This is a genomic window from Arcobacter iocasae (assembly GCF_042214795.1).
GTDB classification, from domain to species: Bacteria; Campylobacterota; Campylobacteria; order Campylobacterales; family Arcobacteraceae; genus Arcobacter; species Arcobacter iocasae.
This window is the reverse complement of the sequence record NZ_CP090177.1, coordinates 555,839-569,090: the sequence shown is the minus strand read 5'-3', so window position 1 is coordinate 569,090 and position 13,252 is coordinate 555,839. Positions and strand designations below refer to the sequence as shown.

The window sequence follows — 13,252 nt, the reverse complement described above, 5'->3', positions numbered from 1 at the left end:
ATGAGTATGAAAGTATGTAAATTTGGAGGTAGTTCTGTAAAAGATGCCTCCCAAATAAAAAAAGTCTTAGATATTGTAAAAGAAGACGATGGTAGAAGAGTAATTGTAGTTTCTGCACCAGGTAGAGATGATAATTTTGATGAAAAGATAACTGACCACTTACTAAATGTAGCAACTTCAGGTAAATATTTTGAAGAACATCTCATAACTATAAGTAAAAAGCAAAGTTATGATGCAATCATAGATAAATATAGAAGATTATGTAGTGATTTAAATGTTAAAGGTGATGATTTAATAAAATCTTTGGAAAAAGATTTAGCAAATTCATTGTTAAAAGGCGAAAGAAAAGAAGCTTTTTTCTTGTCACGAGGTGAACATTATAACGCAAAAATAATACAAAGATATTTTTCAAATGAAGGTTTAAATATAAAACTTATGTTGCCAGAAGAGTTTGGATTTATTTTAAGTGATGATTTTAGAGATGGAAAAGTACAAAAAGTAACTTATGCAAATATAGAAGAAAAATTTGATACTACTAAAGATACTAAATACTTAGTTCCTGGATTTTATGGTGTAACAAAAAATAATGAAATAGCAGTTATGAGTAGGGGTGGAAGTGATTTAACAGGTGGAGAATTAGCTTATGCCCTTGATGCAAATAAGTATGAAAACTGGACAGATACAAATGGTGTTTATGAAGTTGATCCCAGAGTTATAAGTGGTTCAAAGGTAATACCAAGACTTACATTTAAAGAGTTAAGACTACTTAGTTCAAAAGGTTTTAATGTATTTCATTTCAATGCAATGTTAAATTGTAAAAAAAGTAAAATTCCAATTAATATTAGAAATACAAATAATAAAGAACATTGTGGAACTATGATTTTAAGTGAAAGAGTTCCAATGGAAGATTTAGTGGGAATTGCTAAGCTTGATAATATGGCATCTATTTATCTTCAAAAAGATATGTTAGCTGATGAGATTGGATTTACTGCTGAGTTATTAAAAATATTTAGTGAGTTTGGAGTTAATACTTATCATTATCCAACAGATAGGGATGATATCTCAATATTAGTAGAACAAGAAGATTTAAAAGGCAAGATAAATAATTTAAGAAGAGAGATAGAAAAAAGACTAAAAACAGATAATATTATTGTATCTTATAATTTATGTGTAATTACATTAGTTGGAATTGGTCTAAAAGAAAATACCTTTGCAATAGTGGATGCTATCAATGCTTTAAAAGAGAAGAATATTAGTTTTGATATGCTTGATATGAGTCCATCTAAAATTTCACTTCATATTGGAGTTTCACAAAATATTGCAAATAATGCACTTGAAACTCTTTATGAAAGTTTATTACAAAAAGAAGAATCTTTATAAGATTCTTTCTTTTTTAAATTAAGTCTTGTAAGAATTTAATTTCTTTGAAATGATTGATATAAAAAGGAAGTGATACTTCCTCAAAACTATCTTTATCTTTATAAAGGTTTATATACCATTCAAAGTCGATATCTTTATTTTTCAAGGCTTCTTGTGATAAAAGAGTATCATTGATGCCTCCTAGCTTACTTGGACATATTAATGCTACTTTTGTTTCAAGTTTTTTTATTAAATCAATCATAAAAAAATCTTCTAAAATAGGAACCATTAGCCCTCCAGCACCCTCAATAATCAAAATATCACAAAGTTTTTCAAGTTCTTTTTTTCTTTTAATTATAAATTCTAAATCAATATCTTTTTCTTTTTTAGCAACATAAGGGGCAGCAGGAAGTTCAAATTGGTAAGGTACTACAAAATCTATATCCACATCAAAATCAGGATTTAAACTTTTTGTTAGTTCAAGCATAGAAAGTCCATCAATAGGTTTATCTATCACTCCTGTTTCAATTGGTTTGTAATATCCAACCTTAAATCCATCTTTTGTGAATTTTTTTAAAAACAAAGATGCAGCATAAGTTTTACCAACATCTGTATTTGTCGCAGTTATAAATAAGCTTTGATTTGAAAGGTAATTTTTGTTTTTTATCATTGTAAATTCTTTTTTGGTATAATATTAATTGATTTTATCCTAAAAGGTTTTAATTTTGGCAAATGAGTTTGAAATAGAGTTAAATGATGATTTGGAAGTACAAGAACCAAAAAAGTATAAAGTGTTATTATTAAATGACAATTATTCTACTATGGATTTTGTAATTGATATACTTGTAAAGATTTTTAAAAAAACAACAGATGAAGCTACTGTTATAATGTTAAATATTCATAATAATGGAAAAGAAGTTTGTGGGACATATACCCATGAAATAGCTTCTACAAAAGTCATGCAAGTAAAAAATTTAGCTAGACAAAAGGGCTTTCCTTTAAAAGCGATAATGGAAGAAGAGTAAATTATGATAAGTAAAGAATTAAGAGAGATATTTGCACAAGCAGTATCTTATGCTAAAAGCAGTAAACATGAGTATTTGACATTGGAGCATATTTTTTTAATGTTATTAAATGATGAATTTATAGCAAATATGTTGCTTGATTTAGGATTGGATACTAATAAAATATTTAATGACACAAAATCACATATTGAAGTAAGTACCCCAAGACTTCCTGATAATGTTAATGATGAGCCAATAGAAACAACAACATTAACTTCAGTTATTGAACATATGGTTGCACATACACAAACTTCTGGAAAAGGGTTTGCAAGTGTTGATGATATGTTTATAGCAATTTTGAAAAATGAAAAATCATATGCAACTTTTGCTTTAAAAAGCCAAGGAATAGAAAGAATTGATATCTTAGAAGAAATAGCTCATAGAGATGTTGAAGTAGATGTTCAAGATGAAAATTTTGATGAAGAAAAAAGATTGAACAAAAAAAATGAAACCTTAGAGAACAATGCAACAGAACTAGTAGCAGTTGCAAAAAAAGGTGAGATTGATCCAGTTATTGGAAGAGAACGAGAAATAAATAGAGTAATTCAAGTTTTAAGTAGAAGAAAGAAAAATAATCCAATCCTTGTAGGGGAACCAGGAGTTGGTAAAACTGCTATTGCTGAAGGATTAGCTTTAGAAATTGCAAATAATAATGTACCTTCTATTTTAAAAGATTCAAAAGTCTTTTCTCTTGATATGGGTTCTATGCTAGCAGGGACAAAATATAGAGGGGATTTTGAGAAAAAATTAAAAACACTTTTAAAAGAGATAAGTAAAATTCCTAATTCTATTTTATTTATAGATGAAATACATACATTAGTTGGAGCTGGAAGTGTTGGCGGTGGAGCAATGGATGCTTCAAATATCTTAAAACCAATGCTTTCAAATGGAAAACTTAGATGTATAGGAGCAACTACTTTTACAGAATTTAGAAATGATTTTTCTAAAGATAAGGCACTTAGTAGGAGATTTGCTAAAGTTGATGTAAGTGAACCAAGTAGTGAAGATTGTGTAGCTATTTTAGATGGACTTAAATCAAAATACGAAGAGTTTCATAATGTTAAGTTCAATAAAAAATCTTTAGAAGTAGCAGTGGAACTTAGTAAAAAATATATCAATGATAGATTTTTGCCTGATAGTGCAATTGATGTTATTGATGAGGTAGCAGCTACTAAAAAACTACAATTAAATGCAGATGGTAAAAAGAAAAAACCTATAAATATTACTGCAACTGATATTGAAAATACTGTGGCACTTATGGCAAATATCCCACCAAAATCAGCAACGAAATCTGACTTAACACTTTTACGAAGTTTAGAAAAAAACATGCAAAAAAGAGTTTTTGGTCAAAATGATGCAATTATTTCAATAGTAAAATCTATTAAAGTTAATAGAGCAGGGTTAGGTGGTGAGTCAAAACCAGTTGGTAGTTTTCTTTTCACTGGACCAACAGGTGTTGGTAAAACTGAAGTTGCAAAAGAATTATCTAAACAACTTGGTGTTCATTTTGAAAGATTTGATATGAGTGAATATATGGAAGCTCATACTGTTTCAAGACTAATTGGAGCACCTGCTGGATATGTTGGATTTGAACAAGGTGGACTTTTAACAGAAGCCATTAGAAAACATCCTCACTGTGTATTATTACTTGATGAAATAGAAAAAGCTCATCCTGATTTGATGTCAATTTTACTTCAAGTTATGGATAATGCAGAATTAACAGACAATAGTGGTAATAAAGCAGACTTCCAAAATGTTGTTTTAATTATGACTTCAAATCTAGGTTCTTCAGAAGCAAATGTTATGGGATTTGCAAAAGATGATTCTTTAAATGAAAATAAAGCAATTAAAAAATTCTTTGCACCAGAATTTAGAAATAGACTTGATAACATTGTAACCTTTAAGCCACTTACATTAGATATTGTTTCAAAAGTTGTTGGTAAATTTATTGATGATATGAAAGAGCAAATCAAAGATAAAAATATTGATATAGTTATAAGTACAAAAGCTAAGAATGAGTTAGCAAGACTTGGTTATGATAAAGATATGGGTGCTAGACCACTTAATAGAGTTATTTCTCGTGAAATAAAAGATAAAATCACTGATGAAATTTTATTTGGGAAACTAAAAAATGGTGGTTTAGTTAAAATTGATTTTGTAAAAGATGAATTTAAATTTGATTATAAAGAGTTATAAAATGGAGAGAAAAATGAATAAAGTTTTATTAGGTTCTATTGTTGCATTATTTATATTTGCAGGTTGTAATGAAAGTAGTGAAGAGACTCAAAAGGTACAAAAAGTTGAAAAAGCAGAAGCTGCACAAACAGCAACTGTAAATGATACTAAAAAGAATATTGAAATTATAAAAGCAAAAAGCAATGAAATAATTGATTCTAGCAAAGAGATTGTAAAAGCTGTAAAAGAAGAGACTTTAAAAGCCGTTGATGATTCAAAAGATGCAACAAAAGATGCTATTGCAAAAGCAAAAGAAGTTAGTGTTGATGTGGTAAAACAAGCAAATGATGTGGCAAAAGATATTAGTAAAAGCATAGATAATGCAATTACACCAAAAGATGAAACTGATGAAAGAATTAAAACATTATTTGTAAAATGTGCTGGATGTCATGGGAAAAATGGAGAAGTTCATGCCCTTGGAAAATCACAAAAAATAGGGCAATGGGATGAAAAGAAGATTGAAGATGCTCTTTTAGGTTATAAAAATGGAACTTATGGTGGAGACATGAAAGGCATAATGAAAGGCCAAGTTATGCAATTAAGTGAAGCTGATATAAAAGCTTTATCAAAGTATATTTCAAAAATAGGAAAATAATGATTAAAAAGATTGATATAAATAGTGATGAATTTCAAACAACATTTGAATTAACAAAGCAATTTACAGATAAAGTTTGTGAAGAGTATGGATTTGTTTATAATCCAGAAGATGATGTAAATGAATCTATCCAAATGGGTTTGACTAGAAATAAACTTATATATGATAAGAGATATTGTCCATGTTTTATGGTAATAGGTGAAACTCAAGAAGAAAAAGATAAAGCTGATAATAGACTTTGTCCATGTACCCCAGCCCTTAAAGAGGAGATTCCTTCACAAGGTCATTGTCACTGTGGAATTTTTTGTACAAAAGAGTATGCAGATTCTTTAACTAATAGTCCAAAAGAAAAAGAGGAAGTTGTTCATTCAAAAGGTTTCACAAAAGAAGAGTGTGAAAATATCTTAAAAAAATCTCAAATAAGTGCAATGGAAGTTGAAGCTTTATTGGAAGCTAGAGAATTAGGTTTTATTAATTTTAATTTAGTTGATGTGAGAGAGTGGATGGAGTGGGCAGGTCATAGAATAAAAGGAACTGACTTCTTAGTTCCAACAACATCTTTTTATCAATCAATAGAAGTACTTGACGATAAAAAAGATATTCCAGTAGTAGTTTATTGCCATAGTGGAAGTAGAAGCGCTTATTGTCAAAATATTATGCTAAGTGCTGGATTTAAAAGTGTATGTAATCTTGACTATGGAATTATGACTTACCAAGGTGAATTAATTTCAGGTGAATAAAAAATAAAGAATAAATTTTATATATTTCTTAAAGTTAGTATAAATACTTTCTTAATAAAATTTAATTTAAAATAAAAATTCTTCTAAACCCCATTTCTAGGCTTTCTTGCCTAGAAATAATCTAAACAAATTAAATAATACTAAAAGTAATTTCTCAAATTCATGATTTTTTTCTAAAAGTTGTCATCAATATTTTTGTATAATATAGTGTAATTATAAAGATTTAAGGCTACTATGAAAGAGATTTTAAAGAGATTAGAAATCATTAAAAGTTGTATTGCTATTGAAGATGAAGAGAGTCTTTATCCCCAAGTGCATAGACTATACTCTTTAAAAATTGATGAAAAAGTAAAAAAAATATTAAAACTTATTGAAGAGACAAATTTCCAAGAAGTTATATCTTTAATTGATCAATATTTGGGTCAATTTTCTAGTTTAGTAGTACATGAAGATAAAGAAATTCAAGGATTAAAATTAGAGTTAAAAGTTTTAGAAAAAGAACTTTTAACTCTAAGTTGCAAGATTGAAGAACATCACAATAAAATAAATGATTTTAACAGTAGATACCATAAAGAAGTTGGTGTATTAATAGAAGAGATACTTATTTTAAGAGAAGAGTATTTTGAATTTTTATATAAAAAAGATGGTAAAAAATATGAGTATCAATATTTTGAAGCAAAAAAAGATTTTGAAAACTTTCATGAAGAGATAAAAAAGTTTAAATTAGATGATCCATATGAGCTTACAAAAATAGAAAAAGCTGAATTAAAAAGACTTTATAGAAAAGCTAGTAGATTGTGCCATCCAGATATTATAGAAGAGGCTAAAAAAGATAAAGCAGAAGAGATTTTTAAAGAATTAAATTCAGCATATCAACAAAACAATCTAAAAAAAGTATCTCGAATATTAAATAATCTTTTAAATGGTGAGAGCTTTTCATGTGAATCAGATACACTTTTTGATAAAAATATCTTAAAAAATAAAATTGAACTAGCTAGGGAAAAAATAAAATTGGCTAAGACAGAGATTGAAATTATAAAAAAAGATGAAACCTTTAGATTAATAAATAAAATTGATAATTTAGATGAATATATTTATGAAATGAAACAAGAGTTAAAAGAAGAGAAAGAGAACCTAGTTGCTAAAATGCGCCAATATTCAACAACAATATAAAAAGAGTAAAAATGACTAGTAGAGCAGGACTAATAATAAGAAACAACTCCTCTTATATGGAACTTTATAAGAGTAAAACACTTATAGCTTATACTCAAAAAATATTGAATAATCCCATTGATATTTCGATGGATGATTCATGGATAGATAGAATATTTGATTGGGCAGATGAAAATAAAATTGATGAATTGTACTTTATTGAAAAAGGATTTAATAGTAAGTATCCAAGGGGACTTCCAAGAGATAAACATACTTTATTAAATCTAGAAGAATTGAACCTTTCAAAATATAATTTAACTTATCTTCCAAAAGAGATATGTAATCTTACAAAACTAAAAAAATTGCATTTGTACAAAAATAGATTAAGATTTATTCCAAGGGAAATTAATAATTTACAAATGCTAGTGGAATTGAGTTTATCAAAAAATAATCTATCAAGATTACCAGATGAGATTTGTGAATTAAATAATCTAGAAGTTTTAGCACTTTTTGAAAATTCTATTACTTCATTGCCAAGTAAAATTGGACAACTAAAAAATCTAATAAAACTTAATTTATTAGGTAATGATTTAAGAATATTACCAAGTAGTATTTGTCAGTTGGAAAACTTAGATAGTTTAAGTATTTTTGATAATAAACTAGAGTACTTGCCAAATGACATAGGAAATCTTAAAAATCTAACAGAGTTACTTGTAAATCATAATTATTTAGTGGAATTACCTGAAAGTATAGGTGAGTTAAAAAAATTAAAAGTCTTATGGTTATATGAAAATAGATTAGAAGAACTCCCTTGTAGTATTGGGAACTTGACAGAATTAACGGACTTATGGCTTTACTCAAATAATTTAAAAACTATTCCAAGTGAAATATCAAACTTGTCAAATTTAAAAGAGTTATGGTTATCAAATAATTGTTTGATTAATTTACCTCAAAATTTAGATAGTCTCAAAAGATTAAAAGAGTTTAACCTTTCAAATAATAATATTGCTCATTTACCTATAGAGTTATCTTATCTCAAAGATTTATCTTGGTTAGAAGTTGATAAAACTGTACCTATAGGTAATGAATTTGATGACTTTATACAAAAGAGTATAATTAAGTTTTCTTAGACTGTGCTATCTAGCGAGTTTATATCTTTTATTTTAGAATCAACTGAAAACTTTTTTAATAGTTGAACTATTGAGATAAAAAAACTAACCATTGCAGGTCCTATAATCATCCCCCAAAAGCCAAAAGTCGATAATCCAGCAATAATAGAGAAAAATATTAATAACTCATTTATATTTGCTTTTGTTTTTACTACTTTTAAATTAATATATTTTATTATGACTGGTTTTACAAAGGTATCTGCAAGAATTGCTATTACCACAACTGAATATATAGCTATAATCAAACCATTAGCAGGAGATACTGTAAATCCTTCATATAAAGCCATAGGAAGCCACATAATCAATCCTCCTACAACTGGAATCAAAGAAGCAAATCCATATAATACTCCAAGTAAAATTCCATCATATCCAAAGAATGTAATAAAAATACCAAACAAAAATCCCTCTAAAATAGCTGTTGCAAGTACAGAATATAAAACTACACTCATTACTGTTGAAGACTCAATAAATAGTACACTAGCATCTTCTTTTTTTAAAGGTAAAAGACCTTTTAAATAACTTGATAGTTGTAATGAATAAAAATTAAAGAAGAAATAAAATATCAATATCATTACCATATCAATTATAAATTTTGCAGAGTTTTTACCTAAATATGCTCCAAAAGAAAGAAGACTTTCAATAAATTCTTTAATATTAATTTTACTTATTGCATCCATTAGTTGTTCTTTTATAATTAAAAAATCATTAGGTAAAAGTGCAACCCATGATTCAAATTTTGTTAGCATTTTAGATAAAGCTTGTTGGTCAATATTATTTATTAATGTAGCAAAAGAGAATACACAATATAACAGTGGAATAAAGAATACAAAGGTTAAAATAATCGTCATTAAAGTTGAAGATAAAAATTTATTTTTAATCTTAGTTGATACATTAATACTTAAAGTATTTGTGGCAACTGCAAGTAAAAGTGCAACGCTCATTGCTTTTAGAAAAGGGTGGAATAGTTCAATTAGAAAATAAAGAGTTATTGCTCCAATTAAAATCAAAAAATATTGTGGTTTCAAAATAGTTTACCTTCTATAATAGGAGCTGTAAGTCTAAAAAGTTCATATGTTTTTACACTAGCAACTCTTCCCCTTGCTGTTCTTTCTATATATCCATTAGCTAATAAGTATGGCTCTATGGCATCTTCTATAGTACCTTCATCTTCACTTAAAGCTGCTGCAATTGTAGAAAGTCCCATTGGTCTTCCTTTATTTGAAACTAGAAGTTCAAGTAAATTTATATCCATCTCATCAAAGCCTGTTTCATTTACTCCCAATTCATTAAGGGCATATTCACATCTTTTTAATTTGATTATTTGCTCATTTTCTACTTCTGCAAAATCTCTTACTCGTCTTAAAAGTCTAAGGGCAATTCTAGGTGTTCCTCTGCTTCTTCTTGCAATTTCATAACTTGCATCTTTTTCACACTCTTTATCTAGCTTTGTTCCTGCTTTTTGAATGATTTTAGATAACTCAGGATGTGTATAAAACTGCATTCTAAAGTGCATACCAAATCTTTCTCTTAAAGGATTTGAAAGCATACCAGCTCTTGTAGTAGCACCAATTAGTGTAAATCTTGGTAAGTCTATTTTTACAGTTTGTGCAGCTGGTCCACTTCCAATAATAATATCTAATCGATAATCTTCCATAGCAGGATAAAGTATCTCTTCAACTGCTGGACTTAAACGATGAATTTCATCGATAAATAAAATATCACCTTCTTCAAGGTTTGTTAAAATTGCAGCTAAATCTCCTGACTTTTCAATCATAGGACCAGCTGTTATTTTTATGTTTGAGTCCATCTCATTTGAGATTAGGTATGAAAGTGTAGTTTTCCCAAGTCCAGGAGGTCCATAAAATAAGATATGATCTAAGGCTTCACCTCTTTTTCTACTTGCATCTATAAAGACTCTTAGATTCTTTTTAATTTTTTCTTGACCAATATAATCATCCCATGATGAGGGTCGTAAATTTACTTCAACTTTTTCATCTTCAAAAGATATTTGTTCTACATTTACTAATCTATCATCCACTATTAGTATTCCTCTTCTTTACTTGGGAAAGTTTTGTTCTGAACATCTGATTTATAAGTTGAAACAGCATCTTTTACAAGTGCTGCACCATCTAAATAGTGTCTTACAAATTTTGGTTTAAATTCTTCAAAAAATCCTAACATATCTGACCAAACTAAAACTTGTCCATCTGTTTCTTTTCCTGCTCCTATTCCAATAGTTGGTATTGAAACAGCTTTTGTAATCTCTTGGGCAACATCACTCATAACCCCTTCAATTACGATACAAAAAGCACCCGCTTTTTCGATTGCAATAGCATCACGAAGTAGTTGTTCTTTGTCTTCTTGTGTTTTACCTCTTACTTTGTAACCACCTTCACTTCTCACATATTGAGGCATAAGACCAATGTGTCCCATAACTGCTATAGAATTAGATGTAAGATGTGAAACTATATCTGCTCTATCTTCTCCACCTTCTATTTTTACAGCCGCAGCGTTTGTCTCTTGGTAGGCTTTTATTGCATTTTTAAGTGCTTGATCTTTATTTATGTAGGTTCCAAAGGGCATATCTATTACTACAAAGGCTTCTTTAGCGCCATTGCATACTGCATTTGTATGATAAATCATTTGTTCTAAGGTAGCAGATAAAGTGTCTGGTTTACCAGCAAAACTCATATTTAAACTATCACCTACTAAAATAATATCTGCAAGTTCTTCAAATAGTTTTGCAAATAATGCATCATAAGCTGTAATCATTGTAAGCTTTTTTACATTTTTAGCTTTTTTTATTTTGTTAATATTTATTTTTTCAAAACTAGCAGATGCGGTACCATCATTAGATGGTAAGTTTCCTTGAAATTCATTTTTTATAATACTCACTAAATAACCCTTAATATTTATAGGTAAATATTGTATCTAAAATATCCTTTTTTTGAAAAACTAAAAAACAATAGTTATATTAAAAAAATTTATTTTAAATCTAATTGTAGAGCCTATTCTCATATCTCTCCAAGATAAAATTAGATAGAATAATTAAAAATTAATATTTTATTAGGATTATATTTTGAAAAAACTTGTTGGATACATTACGGCATCATTACCTGAAAACAATTTTACAGTTGATTTAGCTTTTAATATGAAAGATGCAGGCGTTGATATTTTAGAATTAGGTATTCCTTTTACTGATCCAGTAGCAGATGGTCCAGTGATTGAAAAAGCAAATTTAATAGCCTTGAAAAATGGTTTTAAATTAAAAGATTTATTTGAAGTTTCAAGTAAAATTGCTCCTGAGATGAAAACTTTGTGGATGGGTTATGCTAATCCTTTTTACCATTATGGAATAGAAAAGTTTTTTGCAAAAGCACAAGAGTTTGGAATAAAAGGTGCTATTGTTCCTGATTTTCCTTTTGAAGAGAGTTTAAAATATAATAAATTAGCTAGTCATTATGAGCAAGCGTTAATATCTTTTGTGGCTCCAACTCATAGTGAAAATAGAATTAAAAAAGTAGTTGAACATTCTAAAGAGTTTGTTTATATGGTAGCTTATGCAGGTATTACTGGAAGTGGAGTAGAAGAGGACTTAAGTGATATTATTGATAATGTTAGAAAGTATACTAAAACTCCTTTATATATTGGTTTTGGAGTAGATGAAAAGACAGCAAAAGCAAAAGCAAAGAATGTTGATGGTGTAATAGTTGGATCTGCTTTTGTAAAACATTTGATAGATGATAGTTTAAGTAATAGTGAAAAAATCCAAAGAATAACTGCAATAGCAAAAGAGATAAAAGAAAAAATAAACGAGTAATAATGCAATTGATAGATGATGAATTAGAGTTTGTAGAGAATAATAAAGATTGTTCTTATTTTGACAATGAAATATCTGATATAAGATATAGATACTTAAAAAACTGCACGCCAGAAGATTACCAAAATATGCTAGAGCATGGTTGGAGAAGATTTGGAAGAATGCACTTTGTTCCAGAGTGCAAGAATTGTACAAAGTGTATAAGTATTAGAATTGATGTTGCAAATTACAAATTCTCTAAATCAGAAAAAAGGGTAATGGCAAAAAATAAAGATACAAAAGTATATATTCAACCCCCTTCAATTTCTGTAGATCATCTAAATTTATATGATAAATACCATAAATACATGAATGATAAAAAATCATGGCCTTACGCACCAATTGAACCAATAGAATATAGTCGATCTTATATTGATGGTAAAACTTCATTTACAAAAGAGTTTTTATATATGAGAGATGATAAATTAATTGGTGTTGCTTTAACTGATATTTTGGATAAGTCAATCTCTTCTATTTATTGTTTTTATGACCATGATTATGAAAAGTTATCTATTGGGAAGTTTTCAATATTGGCCCAAATAAAAGTTGCTAAACAATTAAAAATCCCATATATCTATTTAGGTTATTGGATAAAAGATCATTTTTCTATGGGATATAAAGAAGCATATACTCCCTTTGAAGTACTAGAAAATAGAGCTTCATTAGATGAAGAGACTATTTGGAATAAATATAAGGTATAATAAAATCACTTTTGCTCAATTATTTTAAGGATATTTATGAAAAAATTATTTTTAGCTGCACTTTTATCTCTTTCATCTTGTTTTGGAACTGATTCTGTAGGAAGTGAAGTTGATTGTTTAGTAATAAAAGAAGAGAATTCAATTATTTGTAAATACATGACACAAAGATCAACAGAAGATAAATTTATAAAGGTTGAATGGATTAATCCAGAAGGTGAAATTTCAAGAACTAGAAATGTACTTATACCTTCAGGTCATGGTTCTGTTTATGATTTTAGATATTTAAGTGGTAGAGAAGTTGGTGTTTGGAATTTTAGAGTGACAGATAAAGACCAAGTATTTAATACTACTTTTGAAGTTTTAGCAGAAGAATAGTTA

General features: G+C 28.1%; 14 protein-coding genes. 10 read left to right on the top strand and 4 right to left on the bottom strand.

Annotated features, from left to right (window positions below; translation table 11 throughout):
- The gene (locus tag LXN10_RS02990; RefSeq protein ID WP_375724462.1) at positions 1-1,380 is read left to right on the top strand and encodes an aspartate kinase; all 1,380 of its coding nucleotides are present in this window, start codon (positions 1-3) and stop codon (positions 1,378-1,380) included.
- Between the two features lie 13 nt (positions 1,381-1,393).
- Here LXN10_RS02990 and bioD read toward each other — a convergent pair whose 3' ends face one another.
- On the bottom strand, positions 1,394-2,029 hold the full coding sequence (bioD, locus tag LXN10_RS02985) for a dethiobiotin synthase (RefSeq protein ID WP_375724461.1): 636 nt from the start codon (positions 2,027-2,029) through the stop codon (positions 1,394-1,396).
- Positions 2,030-2,084: 55 nt separating this feature from the next.
- Between bioD and clpS the strand changes: the two genes are divergently transcribed.
- The 6 genes from clpS to LXN10_RS02955 all read left to right on the top strand — a co-directional run bounded on the left by clpS (position 2,085) and on the right by LXN10_RS02955 (position 8,275).
- The gene (gene clpS / locus LXN10_RS02980; protein WP_013136259.1) at positions 2,085-2,384 is read left to right on the top strand and encodes an ATP-dependent Clp protease adapter ClpS; all 300 of its coding nucleotides are present in this window, start codon (positions 2,085-2,087) and stop codon (positions 2,382-2,384) included.
- Between the two features lie 3 nt (positions 2,385-2,387).
- Positions 2,388-4,619 carry an ATP-dependent Clp protease ATP-binding subunit ClpA gene (gene clpA / locus LXN10_RS02975; protein ID WP_375724460.1) on the top strand — a complete coding sequence of 744 codons (2,232 nt, stop codon included), beginning with the start codon at positions 2,388-2,390 and terminating at the stop codon, positions 4,617-4,619.
- Positions 4,620-4,632: 13 nt separating this feature from the next.
- Positions 4,633-5,253 carry a c-type cytochrome gene (locus LXN10_RS02970; RefSeq protein ID WP_375724459.1) on the top strand — a complete coding sequence of 207 codons (621 nt, stop codon included), beginning with the start codon at positions 4,633-4,635 and terminating at the stop codon, positions 5,251-5,253.
- Positions 5,253-5,993: a ferredoxin-thioredoxin reductase catalytic domain-containing protein gene (locus tag LXN10_RS02965; protein WP_375724458.1), complete on the top strand. Its 741-nt coding sequence runs from the start codon at positions 5,253-5,255 to the stop codon at positions 5,991-5,993. Before LXN10_RS02970 ends, LXN10_RS02965 begins: the two co-directional genes overlap by 1 nt.
- Positions 5,994-6,227: 234 nt before the next feature.
- Complete coding sequence (locus LXN10_RS02960; RefSeq protein ID WP_375724457.1) at positions 6,228-7,166, top strand: DnaJ domain-containing protein; 939 nt, start codon at positions 6,228-6,230, stop codon at positions 7,164-7,166.
- A gap of 11 nt (positions 7,167-7,177) precedes the next feature.
- Positions 7,178-8,275, top strand: coding sequence for a leucine-rich repeat domain-containing protein (locus LXN10_RS02955; RefSeq protein WP_375724456.1), 1,098 nt, complete (start codon positions 7,178-7,180; stop codon positions 8,273-8,275).
- Here LXN10_RS02955 and LXN10_RS02950 read toward each other — a convergent pair.
- The 3 genes from LXN10_RS02950 to panB are packed head-to-tail and all read right to left on the bottom strand — an operon-like array spanning position 8,272 to position 11,086.
- Positions 8,272-9,339: an AI-2E family transporter gene (locus LXN10_RS02950; protein WP_375724455.1), complete on the bottom strand. Its 1,068-nt coding sequence runs from the start codon at positions 9,337-9,339 to the stop codon at positions 8,272-8,274. The two genes, LXN10_RS02955 and LXN10_RS02950, sit on opposite strands and share 4 nt — an antisense overlap.
- Positions 9,336-10,352, bottom strand: a complete 1,017-nt coding sequence (ruvB, locus tag LXN10_RS02945) for a Holliday junction branch migration DNA helicase RuvB (RefSeq protein ID WP_375724454.1) — start codon at positions 10,350-10,352, stop codon at positions 9,336-9,338. The genes LXN10_RS02950 and ruvB overlap by 4 nt, the downstream gene beginning before the upstream one ends.
- A 2-nt stretch (positions 10,353-10,354) precedes the next feature.
- Entirely contained in the window at positions 10,355-11,086 is a 732-nt protein-coding gene (panB, locus tag LXN10_RS02940) for a 3-methyl-2-oxobutanoate hydroxymethyltransferase (RefSeq protein ID WP_375725317.1), read from the bottom strand.
- Positions 11,087-11,393: 307 nt separating this feature from the next.
- On the opposite strand from panB, the gene trpA reads away from it, so the two are divergent.
- The 3 genes from trpA to LXN10_RS02925 are packed head-to-tail and all read left to right on the top strand — an operon-like array spanning position 11,394 to position 13,249.
- Positions 11,394-12,134, top strand: a complete 741-nt coding sequence (trpA, locus tag LXN10_RS02935; RefSeq protein ID WP_375724453.1) for a tryptophan synthase subunit alpha — start codon at positions 11,394-11,396, stop codon at positions 12,132-12,134.
- Between the two features lie 2 nt (positions 12,135-12,136).
- The gene (locus LXN10_RS02930) at positions 12,137-12,874 is read left to right on the top strand and encodes an arginyltransferase (RefSeq protein WP_375724452.1); all 738 of its coding nucleotides are present in this window, start codon (positions 12,137-12,139) and stop codon (positions 12,872-12,874) included.
- A gap of 36 nt (positions 12,875-12,910) precedes the next feature.
- Positions 12,911-13,249: a hypothetical protein gene (locus LXN10_RS02925; RefSeq protein WP_375724451.1), complete on the top strand. Its 339-nt coding sequence runs from the start codon at positions 12,911-12,913 to the stop codon at positions 13,247-13,249.
- Positions 13,250-13,252: the final 3 nt, after the last annotated feature.